Raw genomic sequence first — 18202 nt, 5'->3', positions numbered from 1 at the left:
CCCCTGCCGGGGCGGGTCAGTCGCGGTCGTCTTTGGGGGTGGGGGCGTCGGCGAACTCGTCGACGAAGAGCGACTCGCGGTCGAGCGTCTTGTTGCGGTAGGCCTGGCGACCGACCATGTGCGCCGACAGGGGCGCCGTGGCGAGCTGGATGAGCGCGACCGGAACGAGGAAGGCCACGACCGCCCACGACTGCAGCGCGACGCCGACCGCCACGCAGATCAGCAGGAACCCGAGCACCTGGGGCTTCGTCGCAGCGTGCAGCCGGGTCGGCACGTCGCGGAAGCGCAGCAGTCCGATCGCGGCGGTCAGACACAGCAGCGCGCCGATCAGCACGAGGACGAGCGCGATGACGTCGGTGATGCTCATGTGTCGACGTTGTCCTTCCTCGCGACGAAACGGGCGATCGAGATCGACCCGAAGACGCCGACCGCCGCGACGATCAGCAGCACCGGCAGCGTGCGGGTGTGGTGATTGATCGCCATCTCGGCGCCGAGGGCGCAGATGACGAGCGTCAGGAGCACGTCCGACGCCACCGCCCGGTCGAGGATCGACGGTCCTCGGATGATGCGCCACATCGTCAGCAGCGCCGAGACGGCGAAGACGACCGAGATGACGACGACGAGCCAGTTCACCGGATCGGTCATGAGCGCTCCCTCCGCAGATCGGCCAGCGCCCGCGACTGCTCACGGCTGCCGACGGCGCGCACGATGCGCTCCTCCCAGTGCTGGATCGCGCGACGCTGACGGTCGAGCTGCTCCTGCGAGCGCACGCCGATCGCGTGCAGATAGAGGATGCGGCGATCGCGGTCGATGTCGATGATGAGCGACCCGGGGATGAGGGATGCCGTCACCGCCACGTGGGTCATGATCAGGTCGTCGTCGGTGCGCAGCGGCACGGCGATGATGGCCGCTCCCGGCTGACGGCGCGGGTCGACGACCTGCCAGGCCACCAGGAGCGAGCCGCGGACGAGGGAGAGGAGGAACTCGAGGAAGAAGACGACGCCCCACCACAGGTTGACCCGGCCCGAGAGCTCGACGGGCGGCAGCCGGAAGATGCGCGTGACGAACAGCGCCACGATGATCCCGGTCAGGGCCGCGAGCACGGTGAATTGCCCCCACAGCAGCATCCACAGCGCGACGAGCCACACGAAGAAGGGCAGCTGACGCCAGAGGCCCGTGGCGGCGCTGCGCTTGGAGTCGGGAGACATCATCCTGCCTCCTGCTCGAGGTCGGCGATCGTCACGGGCTGGAGGAGCGACTGACCGATGTCGGCGCAGAGCTCGTACAGCGGGCCCGCGAAGACGGTCAGCGCGACGGTCACCGCGACCATGCCCGCCGTGGTGGCGGTCATGATGCGGGGGATCACGCGCTTGCGGGTTTGCGTGTCGGCCGCGGGGGCGTCGCCGAGGTAGGCGATGCGGGCGTCGGACTCCGACTCGCCGTCGCCCTCGTTCTCGCTCTCCTCGCGCCAGAACGACAGGTTCCACGCGCGCATGAGCGCGTAGAGGGTGAGGAGCGACGTGATGATGCCCGCGACGATCAGGACGTACATGAGGGGCGTGCCCTCGTCGGCGGCCGCGTCGAAGAGCGCGTACTTGCCGATGAAGCCCGAGAAGGGGGGAAGTCCGCCGAGGTTGATCGCCGGGATGAAGTAGAGCACCGCGATGAGGGGGGCTGCGCGCATCATCCCCTTGACCTTGAGGATCGAGGTCGAGCCCGCCCGCCGCTCGACCAGGCCCACGGCGAGGAACAGGGTCGTCTGCACGACGATGTGGTGGACGATGTAGTAGATCGTCGCCCCCACCGCCGCGGGCGTCGCTATCGCGAGGCCGAAGATCATGTAGCCGATGTGGCTCACCAGCGTGAACGACAGGATGCGTTTGAGCTCCGCCTGCGCGACCGCGCCCAGCACACCGACGATCATCGTCGCGAGCGCCACGATCAGCAGCAGGGTGTTGACGTCGTTGTTCTGGAAGATGTCGGTCTCGGTGCGGATGATCGCGTAGACGCCGACCTTCGTCAGGAGGCCCGCGAAGACCGCCGTGACGGGCGCGGGAGCGGTGGGGTACGAGTCCGGGAGCCAGAACGAGAGCGGGAAGACCGCCGCCTTGATGCTGAACGCGAGCAGCAGCATGAGATGCAGCACGAGCTGCGTCTCCTGCGGGAGCTCGGTCATCCGCTCCGACAGCTGGACGATGTTCACCGTGCCGAGCGCGCCGTAGATCGCGGCGATCGCGGCGAGGAACAGGATCGACGACACCAGCGAGACGACGATGTAGACGACGCCGGCACGGATGCGGGACTCGGTCGACCCGAGCGTGATGAGCACGTACGACGCGACGAGCAGGATCTCGAACCCGACGTAGAGGTTGAAGAGGTCGCCCGCGATGAAGGCGTTGAAGATGCCGGCCGCGAGGATCAGATACGACGGGTGGAAGATCGACACGGGGGTGTCGTCGTCGTTGTCGGCCGCGCCCTGACCGACCGAGAACAGCAGCACCGCGAGGAGCACGATGCTCGAGACGACGACGAGCAGCGCCGCGAGTCGGTCGACGTAGAGGATGATGCCGAACGGGATCGGCCAGCCGCCGACCGAGACCGCGATCGGCGCGCCGGTGGCGTTGATCGAGGCGAGGAGGACGGCGGCGATGACGAGCGTCGCCGTCAGCGTGACGAGCGACACGCCCACCTGGATGCGGCGCTGACGCCCGAAGATGAGGGCGACGGCCGCGCCCAGGAGGGGCAGGGTGACGAGCAGGGGGACGAGCGCGCTCATCGGTCTCCTCCCGGGCGGTCGGTGGGCGCATCGTCGACGAGCGCATCGAAGTCGTTCTGGCGGAGGACCGTGATCGGCGAGGTGACGTCGCCCACGAAGTCGGTCGTCGCGTCGTCGTCCTCGTCGGGGATCTCCTGCTCCATCGCCTCGTCGTCGGCCGCACCGCGCTCGCGCACCGCGCGGTCGGCCTCGTCGTCCACGACCGTGTCGGCCTGGCCGAGCTGCCAGGAGCGGTAGATGAGCGCGAGGAGGAACGCCGAGACGGCGAAGGTGATGACGATCGCGGTGAGGGTGAGGGCCTGCGGCAGCGGATCGCTGTACTCGGCGTTCGTGTCGGCCGAGCCGTAGAACGGGGCGACCCCGGGGGCTCCCATCACCACGAGCAGGAACAGGTTCGCGGCGTTCCCGAGCAGGAGGAAGCCGATGAGCACGCGGGTGAGGCTGCGCTCGAGCATCGCGTACACGCCGGCGGCGAAGAGGGCGCCCATGATGATGATGAGGGTCAGTGACACGGTCATCGGTTCGCCTCCTCTCTCTGCCAGCGCTGTCGGTCGACTTCTGCGCCCAGAGATCGCAGCACATCGAGCACGAGACCGATCACGACGAGGTACACGCCGACGTCGAAGATCGTCGATGTGACGAATTCGACGTGACCCAGGATCGGCAGCTCCCCCTCCCAGAACGTGCTCGTGAGCGGCGCGGCGCCGAACAGCAGCGGCACGATGGTCGCGCCGACGGCGAGCGCCATTCCCGCGCCGAGGAGGCGACCGGCATCCGTCGGCGCCGCCGCGCCGAGCTCGTACGAACCGCCGGCGACGTAGCGCATGACGAGGGCCATGCCGGCGACGAGGCCGCCGGCGAAGCCGCCGCCGGGCAGGTTGTGGCCGGCGAACAGCAGGTAGATCGAGACCACGATGACCGTATGGAAAAGGATGCGGACGATCACTTCGAGCATGATCGATCGGTTCTCGGGGCGCATCTTCTGACCGCCGACGAGCCACGCCTGGCGGGACGGCTCGCTGCCGCGGGTGCGGGGACGCGGTCCCTCGGCGGTCTCGACGAGGGGGCGTCGCGTGCGGAGCGCCCCGGTGGGCAGCGACGAGATGGCCCGCGAGAGGGTGTCGGAGCGGTGCGTGACGAAGACGAGGGATGCCACACCCGTCGCCGCGAGGATGAGCACCGACAGCTCGCCCATCGTGTCCCAGCCGCGCAGGTCGACGAGGGTGACGTTGACGACGTTGGCGCCGTGGCCGATGTCGTAGGCGAGGTCGGGGAAGGCCTCGGAGATCGGCGGTGCGACGCGGGCGCCCGTCGCGACGACCGCGACGAGGGCCATCGTCACGCCGACGCCGACGGCGATGACGGCGCGGCCGATCGGCCACACCGAGGCGTTGTGGTCGCCCATCCGTGCCGGGATCCGGCGCAGCACGAGCGCGAAGGCGATGAGGGTCACCGTCTCGACGAGGATCTGCGTCAGGGCGAGGTCCGGGGCGCCGCTCGAGGCGAAAAGCACGACCATGCCGAGCCCGGTCACCGAGACGAGGACGACGCCCGTGTAGCGCTTGCGCGCCCGGACGGCGATGATGCCCGCGATGATCATGACCGGCGCGACGAGGATCTGCATCGGCGTCTGCCAGGCGTCGAGGTCCGCCCGCCAGCCGGCGTGGGCGATGAGCGCCGTCCCCTCGGCAGCGATGAAGACGACGAAGATCGTGCCGACGTAAACGGGCAGCGAGCCGCGCTGCGTGAGCGATGTCGTCCACACCGACGCGCGCACGACGGCGCGCACGGTGCCGTTGTAGGCGTCGACGGCCGTGAACGGCAGCCAGCGCTTCTGGGTACCGCCGCCGCGACCGACGAACCAGAACAGCGCGAGGCCGGCGGCGATGCTGCCGATCGAGAGGAAGAGTGCGGGCTCGAGGCCGTGCCAGAGCGCGAGGTGGTACTCGTACCCCGACGATCCCGCCACCTCGGGCATCGTGTCGGCGTATCCCGACAGCGCTGCGTCCAGCAGCGGCGCGGCCACACCGCCGACGATGCTCAGTCCGCTCAGCAGCACGGGTGCCGCGAGGAAGCCGATGGGCGGGTCGGGCCACTCGGTCGTCGGGAGCTTCCGGCCGTCCCTGCCGCGCTTGGTCCAGAACGCGCCCCAGACGAAGCGCGCGCCGTATGCCGTGGTGAGCACCGAGCCGAGCACGATCCCGATCAGCGGTGCCAGCGCGACGGGATCCGCTCCGGCTTCGAGCAGCGAGCTGAGCGCCGCCTCCTTCGCCACGAAGCCGATCGTCGGCGCGAGACCCACCATCGAGCCGATCGCGATGATCGAGAAGACCGCGATCGTCGGTGCCTGGCGCCCGACCCCGGAGAGCTCGCGGATGTCGCGGGTCGAGAGCTGACGGTCGATCACGCCCACGACGAGGAAGAGCGACGACTTGAACAGGGCGTGGCCGATGAGCAGGGCGAGGCCCGCGAGGGCCGAGTTGCGCTCTCCGTAGCCGAGGACGACGGTGAGCATGCCGAGCTGGCTGACCGTCCCGAAGGCGAGGATGCGCTTGAGGTCGGATTCGCGGAGGGCCTGGAGGCCGCCGAGCAGCATCGTGAAGACGCCGAGCCCGATGACGATCGGACGCCACGGGTCCTCGTGGGCGAACGCCGGCGCGAGACGGGCGATGAGGTAGATGCCGGCTTTCACCATGGCCGCCGCGTGCAGGTAGGCGCTCACCGGGGTGGGCGCCGCCATGGCGCCCGGCAGCCAGAAGTGGAAGGGGAAGATCGCGGACTTGCTGAGCGCCCCGACCAGCATGAGCACGATCGCGATGTTCAGCAGCGGACCGGTCGGAGCCGGCCCCTCGATGATCGCGCTCAGGCTCGTCGTGCCGTAGAGGACGACGAGCATCACGACGCCGATCAGCATGACGAGGCCGCCGAGAGTCGTCACGAGGAGCGCCTGCAGGGCGGCTCGGCGGCTCGCGCCGCGGGCGTTGTAGAAGCCGATGAGCAGGTACGACAGGACGCTCGTGACCTCCCACAGCATCACCAGGACGACGATGTCGTCGGTCAGCACGAGGCCGTACATCGCGCCCGAGAAGGCCAGCAGCACGGCAGCGAACTGTCCGACCCCGACCTTCTTGCCGTTGAAGTACCACCGGCAGTAGATCATGACGAGCGCGCCGACGCCGGTGACGATGAGCGACATGATCCACCCGAGGGTGTCCATCCGCATCGACAGGGCGATGTCCAGCTGAGGGATCCACGCGTATGACTCGAACGGAATGCCGCCGCTCAGCACGGTCGGGCCGCGCAGCGCAGCATCGATGAACGCTGCGATCGGAAGGAGGGCCGCGACGTAGAACGCGCGGGCGCCGATCCGCTTGATCAACCACGGCAGCACGAGGGGGAGAACCGCGAACGCACCGAGGAAGATCAGCAAGAGGCCTCCTCGGTTGGCGTGGGGGTCGTGGAGACCATCCTACCCGGCCGTGGCCCTGCGATGACCCGTCGGCTAGGATTCCGCGGGCGCCGGGCCCGTCGTGTTCCCCTCGCGGAACATACTCGTGAGCGACGAGGAAGCCGGGCTCTCGCCGGCCAGCAGAGCGGCGACGGCCTCGCCGGCCGCCCTCCCCTTGGCGGCCGCCGGCTGCACGAGGGTCGTCAGCTCGTAGGGGGCGAGTCCGTCCACGACGATGCCGTCGAACCCGGTGATGCTGACGTCCTGCGGCACGCGCAGCCCCGCTTCCTCGGCCGCGCGCAGGACGCCGGCGGCGAGGAGGTCGGTCTGCGCCACGACGGCGGTCGGGTGCGGGGCGCCCCCGCCGAAGATCACGCGGCCGACGGCGACACCTGCGTCGATGGAGCTGTCGACGCCGGCGAAGGCCGCGGCGTCCGGGAACACGTCGCGAAAGCCCGCGAGACGGTCGGCCGTCACATCGACCGACGTCGACCGCTCCTCGTCGGCCGAGATCCAGCCGGACTCGGAATCCCAGCGGGTGGGCATCGTCACCGCGACGACCCGCTCGTGGCCGAGGTCTCGCACGTGCTCGGCCGCCCGGCGCTGCGCCGCCCGGTTGTCGAGGGCCACGACGGGCACGCCTTCGCCGCCGTCCCCCTCGATGACGACGACCGGGATGCCGCGGGCACGCACGCTCGCGAGATGCTCGCGGAGCAGGCCGCTGCAGCCGATGAGGACGGCCGCGTCGATCGGCGCGGTGAGGAGGGTGGGCTCCCCCGCGACGACGCTCCCCTCGCGGACGAGGAGGAGGCCCGCGCCGAGCGGCGCCACCGCGTCGGCGAGCGCGTCCATCGTCGTGCGCATGACGGGATCGCCGAAGACGCTGCCGAGTCGACCGCCGCTGACGACGCCGATGATGCCGCTGCGACCGCGGCGGAGCGAGGCCGCTCGCGGGTCGGGGCCGAGATAGCCGAGCCGGGATGCCGCGTCGTGGACCTTCTCGCGCGTCGCGTCGCTCACGGGCGTCTTGCCGCTGAACACCACCGACGCCGTCGACGGCGACACCCCCGCCTCGCGGGCGACGTCGGCGATCGTGGGTCGTCGCGCGTTCACGTGTCGATGGTAGCGAACGCATCGTGGCGCGGGTCGAATCGATTCGGGAGGGATTCGCTATCGTGTGCGTGTGACCGCCGTGACCTCCCGCTCCACCTACCTGCGCTGGCGCAACGCCGTCTTCGCGATCTTCGCCGCGAGCGGCTTGAGCATCGCCACGTGGGCTGCCCGCGTCCCGACGATCAAGACCGACCTCGGGATCGACAATCGCGAGATCGGACTCGCGCTGCTCGTCATGGGCGTCGCCTCGATCCTCGGTCTGTCGGCGAGCTCGGTGATCATCGCCCGCTTCGGAACCCGCGCCGGGATGTTCGCGATGCTGCTCATCCTGTCGGTGGGACTGGCCACCCTCGCCCTCGGCAGCGGACTGTTCGCCTCCTACGGCGTCCTCGTCGTCGGTCTCGCGATGTTCGGCTTCGGCAACGGCTGCCTCGACGTCATGATGAACGTCGACGGCGCGGCGATCGAGACGCAGTCGGGCAAGACGATCCTCCCGCTCTTCCACGCCTTCTTCAGCTTCGGCACCGTCATCGGCGCCGGCATCGGCGCGATCGCAGCCGGTCTGCGCATCAGCGTCGCCGCCCACGGCGCGACGATCGCCGGGCTGATCGTCGTGCTCGCCGTCATCGCCATCGCCAACGTGCCGCGGCGCGAGGTCGGCGGTCCGGCCGCGGCAGGCGGCGGAACGGATGCCGCGAACCCGGCCGATGCGGAGGCGGTCGCCGGCAGGCCGCACTGGCGCACACGTCTGGCCGAGTCGCTGTCGGCCTGGCGGGAGCCCCGCACCTACACGCTCGGCATCATCATGCTCGGCATGGCGTTCGCCGAGGGCGGCGCGAACGACTGGCTCGCCCTGGGCGTCGTGGAGCACGAGGGCGGCACGGCCGCGATCGGCGCGGCGGCCCTCACGGTCTTCAGCGTCTCGATGACCGTGGTGCGCGTGTTCGGCGGCCCGCTCGTCGACCGGTTCGGCCGGGTCGCGACGCTCCGCGTGCTCGCCATCGCGGCGACCGGCGGCATCCTGCTCTTCATCCTCGCGCCCAACCTGCCGCTCGTCTTCGTGGGCGCCGCGCTCTGGGGAATCGGCGCCTCCCTCGGCTTCCCACTCGGCATGTCGGCGGCCGCCGACGACCCCGAGCGCGCTGCGGCGCGCGTGAGCGCGGCCGCGACCATCGGCTACGTCGCGTTCCTCTGCGGCCCGCCCGTCCTCGGCTTCATCAGCGACCACATCGGCCTGCTGCCGACGCTGTTCATCCTCGTGGGTCTCGTCGCGGCATCCGGTCTCGCCTCGTCCGCCGCGAAGCCGCTGCCCGGGGCGAAGGTCGGCGCCGGCCACCACTGACCCGGCGGCGAAGTCCCACTTGGGCCGGGAAAGGGACCGCCGAGCCCGGCCCAAGTGGGACCTCATACGGCGGTTAGCGCATAGGCTCGTCGGGTGCGTCTGGTCATCGCCCGCTGCTCCGTCCAGTACACGGGGCGCCTCAATGCTCACCTCCCGCTCGCGACGCGGCTGCTGGTGCACAAGGGCGACGGCAGCCTGCTCGTCCACTCCGACGGCGGCTCGTACAAGCCGCTCAACTGGATGAGCCCGCCGTGCTCGCTCACCGTCGAAACCCCCGAGGACGACCCCGACGTCGAAGAGCAGGTCCTCGAGCAGTGGCGCGTGAGCCACGCGAAGACGGGCGACACCCTCGTCGTCCGCATCTACGAGATGCTGCACGACTCCGCGCACGAGCTCGGCGTCGACCCGGGCCTCGTCAAGGACGGCGTCGAAGCAGACCTGCAGCGCCTGCTGGCGGAGCAGGTCGAGGTGATCGGCGAAGATCTCACCCTCGTACGCCGCGAGTTCCCGACCGCCATCGGTCCGGTCGACCTCCTGCTGCGCGACCCGGCGGGCGGCACGATCGCCGTCGAGGTGAAGCGCCGCGGCGACATCGACGGCGTCGAGCAGCTCACCCGCTATCTCGAGCTCCTCGGCCGCGATCCGCACCTCGCCCCGGTCACGGGCGTGTTCGCGGCGCAGGAGATCAAGCCGCAGGCGAAGGTGCTCGCCGCCGACCGCGGTATCCGGTGCGTCACCCTCGACTACGACGCCATGAAGGGCATCGAGTCCGGCGCGCCGCGCCTGTTCTGACGCGGCGCGCCGGAGCGGTCAGCTGCCGAGCTCCGACAGTTCCGCGAACTCGTCGTCGGTGAGCTCGATGCTCGCGCCGCGGAGGTTGTCCTCGAGGTGCGCGACGCTGGACGTGCCCGGGATCGGGAGGACGACGGGCGAGCGCTTGAGCAGCCAGGCGAGCGCGACCTGCGCCGGCGAGGCCTGCTTGCGCTCGGCGAGCTCGCTCAGCGGCGAGTCGGAACCGGTGAGACCGCCGGTGGCGAGCGGGAACCAGGGGATGAACCCGATGCCCTGCTCGGTCGACCAGTCGAGGAGCTCCTCGGCATCCCGCTTCTGGAGGTTGTAGAGGTTCTGCACCGAGACGATCGTCGCGATCCGCTGCGCGGCCTTCACCTCGTCGACCGAGACCTCCGACAGACCGATGTGGCGGATCTTGCCCTCGTCCTGCAGCTTCTTCAGCTCGCCGACCTGATCCTCGAGCGGCACCTGCGGGTCGATGCGGTGCAGCTGGAACAGATCGATGCGCTCGAGCCCGAGGCGGCGGAGGCTCATCTCGGCCTCCTGACGCAGGTACTCGGGGCGACCGAGCGGCGGCCACTGGTTCGGACCCGTGCGCGTGAGGCCGGCCTTGGTCGCGATGACGACATCGTCGCCGTAGGGATGCAGCGCCTCCTTCAGCAGCTCCTCGGCGACGTACGGGCCGTAGGAGTCGGCGGTGTCGAAGAAGTTCACGCCGAGCTCCACCGCGCGCTTGAGGACGCGGACGGCCTCGTCGTGATCCTTCGGCGGACCCCAGACGCCGGGACCGGTGAGCTGCATCGTGCCGTAACCGAGTCGGTTGATCTCGAGGTCCCCGCCGAGGCGGAACGTGCCCGAGGCGGATGCGGGAGAGGTGATGTTCGTCATGGGGGTTCCAGCGCTCGCGGTCCGCCAGACATTCCCTCGGCATCCCTCGCGGTCGCGGCGGCGCGCGGGCACGGCTGCGGATCGCCGGCCCGTAGGGTGGAGCCATGACCCGATCGCCGTTCTCCTGCGTCCTGTGGGACATCGACGGCACGGTCGTCGACGCCTCCGAGGGGATCCTCCGCCGCCTGACGGTGACGCTCGAGCACTTCGGGCATCCCGCGCCGACGCACGACCAGCTCATCGACTGGATCGGTCCGCCGATGCACGACTCCTTCCAGAAGAACCTCGGCATGACCCCCGAGAAGGCGACCGAGGCGGTGTCGTTCTACCGCGTGCTCGGCAAAGCCGACGGCTACACCACCGGTGCGCGCCTCTATCCGGGCGTGGCCGACCTGATCGTCGCGCTCGACGAGGCCGGAGTGCCGCAGTCGACGGCGAGCTCGAAGCCCGAGGTGCAGGTGCGCGCTCTCATGGAGCACTTCGGCCTCGCGCCGCGTCTGCGCGAGATCGTCGGCGCGACGAGCGACGAGAAGACCCTCAGCTCGAAGGCGGACGTCGTCGGCGAAGCGCTGCGCCGCCTCACCGCCGACGGCATCGACGTCTCGCGGCCGGTGCTCATCGGCGACCGGCATCACGACGTCGAGGGCGCGAGCGCGTACGACGTTCCCGTGATCTTCGTCACCTGGGGCTTCAGCACGCCCGACGAGGCGCGCGGCGCGATCGCGGTCGCAGACGACGCCGATCAGCTGCGCGCCGAGCTGCTGTCCGCGGGGTGAGGGCGGAGTTCTCCCATTCGACGCCCGGGCTGCGTGCTCAGAACGGCAGCGCCCGGGCGTCGACGGATCCCCCCGGATACGTCACGCGGTGCGTGACGCCTCAACTGTACTGATTCCGGGCTCGCGCCGATAGCGGAAGATGAGACGGATTTCATCGAGGTAGCGTGCCGAGATGGCTCACGTGGATCTGCGACCCTTCGACGATGACGATGCCGACGCCGTGTTCGAGATGATGAGCGACCCGGATGCCGCGGCTCAAGCGGCATTCACGGCCGATGACCCGGGTGATCGAGACGCGTTCGACGTCTGGCTCGAACGGCACCGCGCCGACGACCGCGTGCGCATGTTCGTGGTCACCGAGGACGGCGGGTTCGCCGGCACGGCCGCGGCCTTCACCGTCGACGACGACCGAGAGGTGACCTTCTGGATCGCCCGCCATGCGCGCGGACGCGGGGTCGCCTCGGCCGCCCTCCGGCTGCTGATCGCGCGCGAGGCGGAGCGCCCGCTGTACGCGCGCGTCGCGGCGGACAACGCCGCCTCCCTCGCCGTCCTGCAGGCGAACGGCTTCAGCGAGATCGAGCGAGCCCGCTCGTTCGCGCCCGCCCGCGGCACGGAGATCGACGAGGTGATCCTCGTGCTGCCGCCCACCCTCGACGGCATCTGAGCCGGGCGGCGCGCGGCGCAGCATCCGTTCGGGCGCACTTCTGCACGTGCGGCGCGGAAAGATCCGCGCCCGACGCGGCGAACTGCGCCCGACGCGCCGACGCTAGGCGCGAGCGAGCGCCGCGAGCTCGGCGCGCGAGGCGGCGCCGGCCTTGCGGAGCAGGTTCGAGACGTGGAACTTCACGGTGTTCTCGCTCACCCCGAGGGACTCGGCGATCTCGCGGTTGCGCCGCCCGGTCGCGACGAGCCGCAGGACGTCACGCTCGCGCGGGCTGACCTCGAAGCCGTCCGGCACATCGCCCGGCAGCGCGGGCGGGTCCAGGGGCAGCCGGATCGCCACCTCCGAGCCCCATCCTTTCGTCGAGGTCACGACGAGGCGTCCGGAGAGGGATGCGACGATCTCGGCCACCGGTCGGAGTGCGTCGTCGTGCGTCGAGAGCTCCCCGTCGCCGTCGTCCCGGATGCCGATGAGCAGGTGGAGGCCGTCGCAGTCCCACTGGATGCGGATGCGGGAGGTCTCCGCGCGATCGACGATCGCGAGCACGGTGCTCCGGACGATGGTACGCGCGGCGTGGGCGATCTCCCCGGGCAGTGCCCGACCGTTGGCGGGCGGCTCGACGAACTGCACGTCGAGCTCGCTGTATCTGACCAGAGGACGCAGGTCTCCCCGCAGTCGCTCGAACGCGCCCACCACCGGCTCGAGCGCGACCCCCTGCTCGTCGGTCTGCTCGCGCAGGCCCACGAGGGCTCCCGCGGCGACGTCGACCGCGACGGCGCGCGCCGAGCGGTCGTCGAGGCGCGACGAGCGGAGCGTCGCGAGGAGCGACTCGAGGGTCAGGGCGTACCGATCCCGCTGGTCGGCGAGCGCACGCGCGTGGTCGGCGGCCGCCCGCCGTGCGGAGCCCGGCGATATCTCGTCACTGCGCATGGTCGCCCATCCTACGCACCCGTCATTTCGGGTAGGCAAAACCGTTCGGGTGGGTGAGGGCGTCGATCCGTCCGAGCGGCGCAGGCTGGTGGCCATGCCTGCATCCACGACGTCCGTCCCGGCCGCGCGTTCCTCGTCGGCCGCGCCGAGGTCTTCCGCCCCGTCGTCCTCTGCGCCGTCATCCTCCGCGGCGGTGTCGCTGGTCGCGAACGAGCTCCTCCGGGCCGCCGAGCGGACCGCCGTCGCCAGCGCGAGCGCGCTCGACGACCTGGCCGATGCGGTGCTCGGCGCCGAGCGCGTGTTCGTCGTCGGCGCCGGCCGCTCGGGCATCGCCCTGCGCATGACGGCCATGCGTCTCATGCATCTCGGCCTCGACGTCCACGTCGTCGGCGAGGCGACGGCGCCGGCGATCCGCCCCGGCGACCTCCTCCTCACGGCGAGCGGGTCGGGCGGCACGGAGAGCGTCGTGCGCGCCGCACGGACGGCTTCGGATGTGGGCGCCCGCGTCGCGGCGATCACCACCGACGCGACCTCCTCCTTGGGCGAGGTCGCGGACGTCGTCGTCACCGTGCCGGCGGCCCAGAAGCTCGACCGTTCGGCGACCGCGTCTCAGCAGTACGCGGGCAGCCTGTTCGAGCAGCTGGTCGTCGTCCTCGGCGACGGCCTCTTCCACACGCTCTGGCACCGACGGGGATCGAGCGCGGACGAGCTCTGGCCGCGCCACGCGAACCTCGAGTGACCCTGCTCTCCCACCCACACCCCGACAGATCGGACACCCCATGAAGCTGCAGTTCGCCATCGACACCCTGTCGACCGAGAAGGCTCTCGAGCTCGCCGCGGCCGCCGCCGCGCACGTCGACATCCTCGAGCTCGGCACCCCGCTCATCAAGAGCGAAGGTCGCTCCGCCATCACGGCGCTGAAGAACGCCCACCCCGACAAGGTGATCTTCGCCGACCTCAAGACGATGGATGCCGGTGAGCTCGAAGCCGACCTCGCCTTCGACGCCGGCGCCGACCTCGTCACGGTCCTCGGTTCGGCCGACGACAGCACGATCGCCGGAGCCGTGAAGTCGGCCGCCGCTCGCGGCAAGGGCGTCGTCGTCGACCTCATCGGCGTCGCCGACAAGGTCGCACGCGCGAAGGAGGTCGTCGCCCTGGGCGCCGAGTTCGTCGAGGTGCACGCCGGTCTCGACGAGCAGGCTCAGGCGGGCTACTCGCTCGACACGCTGCTGCGCGCGGGTGAGGCGGCCGGCGTGCCGTTCTCGATCGCGGGCGGCGTGAACCTCGGCACGATCGGCGCTGTGCGCGACGCGGGCGCCGAGGTCGCCGTCGTCGGCGGTGCGCTGTACGGTGCCCCGGACGTCGCGGCCGCCGCCGCGGAGCTCCGGGCCGCGATCGGCTGACTCCCGAACCCCCGATGGGGCGCAGTTCGCAGCATCCGGCGCAGCTCTTTCCGCGCCCGACGTCACGGACTGCGCCCCGTTCGGACGCCGATCCTCTGCGAGACCCCGGGGTTCGCTCGGTTTTCGCCGGGGTGACCACCGCGGCGCATACTTCAGGGATGGGCCTCCTCGACGACGTCGTCTCCGGTGCGGCGTCGGATGCGGTCACCACCCCCGATCTGCTCCGCCAGGTGCATGCGCTCGCACAGCACCTCGATTCGACCGAGCTGCGGTCGTGGGCGCGGGCCGAGCTGAGCGGCTACCTGCCCGAGCACCGACTGCCGATGTACCGCGGTCCGTTCTCGCTGCCGGTGGGCGACCTGGACGAGGTTCTCGAACTCGAGCTGCGCGGTCCGCTGACGGAGATCTCGCAGATCGCCGACCTGGCGGGCCGCCGGGGCGTCGACGACGGGGCGGAGACGGCGAACGTCGCCCGCTACCGCGACCGCGTCGGCGCCGGTATCGAGCCGCGCATCGCCCTCATGCGCTTGTGCTCGGAATCACGCGTCGTCCCCGCTCCCCTGCTGCGATCCGTGGACGAGAGCGTTCGCAACCGCATCCTGGAGCTCGCTCTCGATCTGCGCGCCGTCGCGCAGCGGACGGCCGACGGGCTCACGGTGTCGGCGGCGGCGCTCGCGTTCATCATGGACGGCGCGCTCGGGTTCGGCCTCGCCGGTGCGGCGGTCGACGTCGCCGAGGACGATGCCGACGGCACGGATGCCGCGGCGCTCCGCGACGAGCTGACGGCGGTGCTCGCGGACGCCTTCCGCGCCGCCGAGGCGGCCCACGTCGTCCTCGCCGACGAGACCAGCGCCGCCAAGCGCAACAGCGTGCAGCGCCTCGCCAACGCGGTGCGGGCGGGGCGCATTCCGGCGGCGCCCGGCATCCCCGCCGATGACGCTGCGGACCGCGTCGTCGACATCGCCGCCCACCATCTCGGTTGGTGACCCCGGCGGAGTGATGTCGGTGTACCTTACGGTACAGTCTGTACTCTTCAGTACATTTTGTCGAAGGAGCCCGCATGACACGTCCCCCTCTTCCCCCGTTCACCGCGACGACCGCCGCGCAGAAGGTACGCGCCGCCGAGGATGCCTGGAACACGCGAGATCCCGAACGCATCTCGCTCGCCTACAGCGAGGACAGCTGGTGGCGCAATCGCTCCACGTTCGTTCAGGGACGCGCCGCCATCGTCGATCTTCTGACGCAGAAGTGGGAGCGGGAGCTCGACTACCGACTCATCAAAGAGCTCTGGGCGTTCACGGGCGACGTCATCGCGGTGCGCTTCGCCTACGAGTACCGCGATGCCGACGGGCGTTGGTTCCGCGCACACGGCAATGAGAACTGGCGCTTCGACGAGGATGGGCTCATGACCCACCGCCACGCGAGCATCAACGACGTCGCGATCGAGGATTCCGAGCGACTCTTCTTCTGGGACGCCGCCGGTCCCCGCCCCGCGGATCACCCGGGCCTGAGCGACCTCGGACTCTGATGGCGAAGACTGTTCTCGATCGCGCGGATGCGGTCCGCGCCCTCGCCGGCGTCTTCCGCCGGCGAGGTTTCGAGGGCGGCTCGCTCTCGGTCATCCAGCAGGAGACCGGCATCGGCCGTGGCAGCCTCTACCATTTCTTCCCCGCGGGGAAGACAGACATGGCCCGAGCTGTGCTCGAGCAGGTGAGCGACTGGTTCGACGAACGGCTCTTCACGCCCCTGCGGTCGGCCGGAGACCCGCGCACCACGATCGCGACCGCGTTCGGCGAGGTGGCGGACTATTTCGTCTCGCGCGAACGTGTGTGCCTGTTCGCGGCGATGACCCTCGGCGAGGAGCAAGCTACATTCGCCGATGCCGTGCGCACCTACTTCACGGACTGGGTCGATGCCCTCGCTCACGCCCTCCGCGCCGGCGGGCTGGCGCCCCACGACGCCCGGACGCACGCGCTCGACGCGGTCGCGGCCGTCCAGGGCGGACTCATCCTCGCGCGCGCCTACGCCAGCGACGACACGCTGCTCGGAATCGTCTCGCGCACCGAGCGGCGCCTCCTCGAGGCGCTTGCGTGACCCCCGGTGACTGATGGCATATATCCGTCGTACGACGGACGTAGCGCGATCGCCCGGTCGGTAGCGTGACGCGGGGAGGTACATCATGCAGAACCGGAACGACGCGCTCATCTTCGGCGACCGCGAGGATCCGCGGCGCCGCTTGCACGCCATCTTCGGGGGCGACGAGCCGGCGAGCGGTCAGCCGCCCGAGAACGCGCTGGCCTGGGCGCGCGAGGTCCTCGACCCGATCATCCGCGCCGGGGGCGACGAGCTGCGCGCCATCCGCGTCCTCCGCGAGGCCGAGCCGCAGCTCACGCTGCGCAGCGCCGTTTTCCTCGCACGCCACGCCCTGCGCGGCGCGTGACCCGCGGCGCGTGACCCGCGGCGCATGACCCGCGGCGCATGACCCTGCGCCGGCCGGGAACGACGAAGCCGGTCGGGGTTCGCACCGCCGACCGGCTTCGTCTTCCTGCGCTGTGCGCGAGGGGGGACTTGAACCCCCACGCCCTTGCGGGCACTGGCACCTGAAGCCAGCGCGTCTACCTATTCCGCCACTCGCGCGAGAACGTGTCGCCACGAACTCAACTTCCCGAGGATATCACGCCGGCACCCCCCGAAAAGCCGCGTACCGGCCCCGGATGCATCGTCCGTTCAGCCTGCCTGACTACGATGAAGCAACCATCCGCCTGCCTGAGGAGCCCCGTGGGACTACTAGACAGCTTCGAGAAGGGTCTCGAGCGTGCCGTCAACGGCGCCTTCGCGAAGACCTTCCGCAGCGGTGTCCAGCCGGTGGAGATCGCCTCCGCGCTGCGCAGCGAGCTCGACAAGAAGGCCGCCGTCGTCAGCCGCGACCGCATCCTCGTTCCCAACATGCTGACGGTCCGACTGGCCGACGCCGACGCCGAGCGCATGAACGCCGTGGGTCCCGCGCTCCTCGATGAGCTGCGCGGTCTCGTCGAGAAGCACGCGCAGGCGCAGGGCTACTCCTTCTCCGCGCCGGTGTCGGTCTCGATCACCGCCGATTCCGGGCTCTCGACCGGCGTCGTGCGCGTCGACTCCAGCTCCGCCGCCGGCGCGCAGGTCTCGTGGCAGGCGGTCGTCGACATCGACGGCACCCGTCACCCGCTCGTCGCCTCCCGCACCGTCATCGGCCGGGGCAGCGACGCCGACATCACGATCCCCGACGCCGGCACGAGCCGGAAGCACGTCGAGATCCTCTGGGACGGTCAGCGCGCGATGGTGCGCGACCTCGGCTCGACGAACGGCACGCAGCTCGACGGCACCCGCGTCAGCGAGGCGCCCCTGCCGACCGACGGGGTCGTGCGGATCGGCCGCACCGACATCGTCTTCCGCGTCGTCCCGCAGGCGCAGGCTCCCGCCCGCCCGCGCCTGAGCGCGTCCGACGCCACGCGCATGTTCGACACCCGGGGGGACGCACGGTGAGCCCGCTGACCCTCCTGCTGCTGCAGATCGGCTTCCTCGTCCTGCTCTGGTTCTTCGTCTTCGCGGTCGTCTACTCGCTGCGTGCCGACCTGTTCGGCGTCAAGGTGCGGAAGCTCCCCGAGCCCGCTGCCGCCGGTGCCGCCGCCGCGACCCCTTCGGTGACCCGTCCGGCGACCTCGGGTCCGGATGCCGCGACCGCCGCCGTGGGTGCGGTCGGCACTCCCGCGCCCGCCGGCAAGGGCGGCAAGGCGACGACCGACGCCGTCTCCCGGATCGTCGTCACGAGCGGCCCCAAGGCCGGAGTGGAGCTCCCGCTCGGATCGGAGCCGCTGACGATCGGCCGCTCGAGCGAGTCGGGACTCGTCATCCGCGACGACTACACCTCCAGCCACCACGCCCGCCTCGTGCTGTGGGGCAACCAGTGGATGATCCAGGACCTCGACTCCACCAACGGCACGTGGCATGACGGCGAGCGCGTCGCGTCGCCCGTCGCCGTGGTGATCGGTGCGCCGATCAAGGTCGGCGCGACGACGTTCGAACTGCGGAAGTAACCC

21 protein-coding genes and 1 tRNA gene are annotated in these 18202 nt (G+C 70.7%); 12 read left to right on the top strand and 10 right to left on the bottom strand.

Annotated elements, in window-relative coordinates; genetic code table 11:
* Positions 1-16: 16 nt before the first annotated feature.
* The 7 genes from mnhG to F6B42_RS02005 all read right to left on the bottom strand — a co-directional run bounded on the left by mnhG (position 17) and on the right by F6B42_RS02005 (position 7337).
* A complete protein-coding gene (gene mnhG, locus F6B42_RS02035) occupies positions 17-367 on the bottom strand; it encodes a monovalent cation/H(+) antiporter subunit G (protein WP_150417922.1) in 351 nt (116 codons plus the stop codon).
* A complete protein-coding gene (locus F6B42_RS02030; RefSeq protein ID WP_150417921.1) occupies positions 364-645 on the bottom strand; it encodes a monovalent cation/H+ antiporter complex subunit F in 282 nt (93 codons plus the stop codon). Before F6B42_RS02030 ends, mnhG begins: the two co-directional genes overlap by 4 nt.
* Positions 642-1208: a Na+/H+ antiporter subunit E gene (locus F6B42_RS02025; RefSeq protein ID WP_150418628.1), complete on the bottom strand. Its 567-nt coding sequence runs from the start codon at positions 1206-1208 to the stop codon at positions 642-644. The genes F6B42_RS02030 and F6B42_RS02025 overlap by 4 nt, the downstream gene beginning before the upstream one ends.
* Positions 1208-2776 carry a Na+/H+ antiporter subunit D gene (locus tag F6B42_RS02020; protein ID WP_150417920.1) on the bottom strand — a complete coding sequence of 523 codons (1569 nt, stop codon included), beginning with the start codon at positions 2774-2776 and terminating at the stop codon, positions 1208-1210. The genes F6B42_RS02025 and F6B42_RS02020 overlap by 1 nt, the downstream gene beginning before the upstream one ends.
* Positions 2773-3294, bottom strand: coding sequence for a Na(+)/H(+) antiporter subunit C (locus F6B42_RS02015; RefSeq protein WP_150417919.1), 522 nt, complete (start codon positions 3292-3294; stop codon positions 2773-2775). The genes F6B42_RS02020 and F6B42_RS02015 overlap by 4 nt, the downstream gene beginning before the upstream one ends.
* Complete coding sequence (locus F6B42_RS02010; protein ID WP_150417918.1) at positions 3291-6206, bottom strand: Na+/H+ antiporter subunit A; 2916 nt, start codon at positions 6204-6206, stop codon at positions 3291-3293. Before F6B42_RS02010 ends, F6B42_RS02015 begins: the two co-directional genes overlap by 4 nt.
* A gap of 72 nt (positions 6207-6278) precedes the next feature.
* Complete coding sequence (locus tag F6B42_RS02005; RefSeq protein WP_150417917.1) at positions 6279-7337, bottom strand: LacI family DNA-binding transcriptional regulator; 1059 nt, start codon at positions 7335-7337, stop codon at positions 6279-6281.
* 70 nt (positions 7338-7407) lie between these two features.
* On the opposite strand from F6B42_RS02005, the gene F6B42_RS02000 reads away from it, so the two are divergent.
* Positions 7408-8679, top strand: a complete 1272-nt coding sequence (locus F6B42_RS02000; RefSeq protein ID WP_150417916.1) for an MFS transporter — start codon at positions 7408-7410, stop codon at positions 8677-8679.
* 93 nt (positions 8680-8772) lie between these two features.
* A complete protein-coding gene (gene nucS, locus F6B42_RS01995; RefSeq protein WP_150417915.1) occupies positions 8773-9471 on the top strand; it encodes an endonuclease NucS in 699 nt (232 codons plus the stop codon).
* A gap of 18 nt (positions 9472-9489) precedes the next feature.
* On the opposite strand, the gene F6B42_RS01990 is transcribed toward nucS, so the two are convergent.
* Entirely contained in the window at positions 9490-10359 is an 870-nt protein-coding gene (locus F6B42_RS01990) for an aldo/keto reductase (RefSeq protein WP_150417914.1), read from the bottom strand.
* A 104-nt stretch (positions 10360-10463) separates the two neighbouring features.
* Here F6B42_RS01990 and F6B42_RS01985 point away from each other — a divergent pair, with 104 nt between their 5' ends.
* Together F6B42_RS01985 and F6B42_RS01980 are read left to right on the top strand one after the other, a co-directional pair.
* Positions 10464-11135, top strand: coding sequence for an HAD hydrolase-like protein (locus F6B42_RS01985; RefSeq protein ID WP_150417913.1), 672 nt, complete (start codon positions 10464-10466; stop codon positions 11133-11135).
* Positions 11136-11307: 172 nt separating this feature from the next.
* Positions 11308-11799, top strand: coding sequence for a GNAT family N-acetyltransferase (locus F6B42_RS01980; RefSeq protein ID WP_150417912.1), 492 nt, complete (start codon positions 11308-11310; stop codon positions 11797-11799).
* 102 nt (positions 11800-11901) lie between these two features.
* Here the strand turns inward: F6B42_RS01980 and F6B42_RS01975 are convergent, their stop codons facing one another.
* The gene (locus tag F6B42_RS01975; protein ID WP_150417911.1) at positions 11902-12726 is read right to left on the bottom strand and encodes a helix-turn-helix transcriptional regulator; all 825 of its coding nucleotides are present in this window, start codon (positions 12724-12726) and stop codon (positions 11902-11904) included.
* Between the two features lie 94 nt (positions 12727-12820).
* Between F6B42_RS01975 and hxlB the strand changes: the two genes are divergently transcribed.
* The 6 genes from hxlB to F6B42_RS01945 all read left to right on the top strand — a co-directional run bounded on the left by hxlB (position 12821) and on the right by F6B42_RS01945 (position 16569).
* Complete coding sequence (gene hxlB, locus F6B42_RS01970; RefSeq protein ID WP_150417910.1) at positions 12821-13465, top strand: 6-phospho-3-hexuloisomerase; 645 nt, start codon at positions 12821-12823, stop codon at positions 13463-13465.
* A 40-nt stretch (positions 13466-13505) separates the two neighbouring features.
* Positions 13506-14129 carry a 3-hexulose-6-phosphate synthase gene (gene hxlA / locus F6B42_RS01965; protein WP_150417909.1) on the top strand — a complete coding sequence of 208 codons (624 nt, stop codon included), beginning with the start codon at positions 13506-13508 and terminating at the stop codon, positions 14127-14129.
* 158 nt (positions 14130-14287) lie between these two features.
* On the top strand, positions 14288-15115 hold the full coding sequence (locus tag F6B42_RS01960) for an AbiTii domain-containing protein (RefSeq protein WP_150417908.1): 828 nt from the start codon (positions 14288-14290) through the stop codon (positions 15113-15115).
* A 74-nt stretch (positions 15116-15189) separates the two neighbouring features.
* On the top strand, positions 15190-15657 hold the full coding sequence (locus F6B42_RS01955) for a nuclear transport factor 2 family protein (RefSeq protein ID WP_150417907.1): 468 nt from the start codon (positions 15190-15192) through the stop codon (positions 15655-15657).
* The gene (locus F6B42_RS01950; protein ID WP_150417906.1) at positions 15657-16223 is read left to right on the top strand and encodes a TetR/AcrR family transcriptional regulator; all 567 of its coding nucleotides are present in this window, start codon (positions 15657-15659) and stop codon (positions 16221-16223) included. The genes F6B42_RS01955 and F6B42_RS01950 overlap by 1 nt, the downstream gene beginning before the upstream one ends.
* Positions 16224-16308: 85 nt before the next feature.
* Positions 16309-16569, top strand: coding sequence for a hypothetical protein (locus tag F6B42_RS01945; RefSeq protein ID WP_150417905.1), 261 nt, complete (start codon positions 16309-16311; stop codon positions 16567-16569).
* A 113-nt stretch (positions 16570-16682) separates the two neighbouring features.
* Here F6B42_RS01945 and F6B42_RS01940 read toward each other — a convergent pair.
* Positions 16683-16766, bottom strand: a tRNA-Leu gene (locus F6B42_RS01940).
* A gap of 141 nt (positions 16767-16907) precedes the next feature.
* Between F6B42_RS01940 and F6B42_RS01935 the strand changes: the two genes are divergently transcribed.
* Both F6B42_RS01935 and F6B42_RS01930 read left to right on the top strand, forming a co-directional pair.
* Positions 16908-17648 (top strand): FhaA domain-containing protein, encoded by a 741-nt coding sequence (locus tag F6B42_RS01935; protein WP_150417904.1) that lies wholly within the window; start codon positions 16908-16910, stop codon positions 17646-17648.
* The gene (locus F6B42_RS01930; protein WP_150417903.1) at positions 17645-18199 is read left to right on the top strand and encodes an FHA domain-containing protein FhaB/FipA; all 555 of its coding nucleotides are present in this window, start codon (positions 17645-17647) and stop codon (positions 18197-18199) included. Before F6B42_RS01935 ends, F6B42_RS01930 begins: the two co-directional genes overlap by 4 nt.
* Positions 18200-18202 lie beyond the last annotated feature (3 nt).

It is taken from the genome of Microbacterium radiodurans, from assembly GCF_008710705.1.
In the GTDB taxonomy this organism is placed as follows: domain Bacteria; phylum Actinomycetota; class Actinomycetes; order Actinomycetales; family Microbacteriaceae; genus Microbacterium; species Microbacterium radiodurans.
Note: the sequence above shows the minus strand (reverse complement) of the source record. Positions and strands in the feature narration are given on the sequence as shown.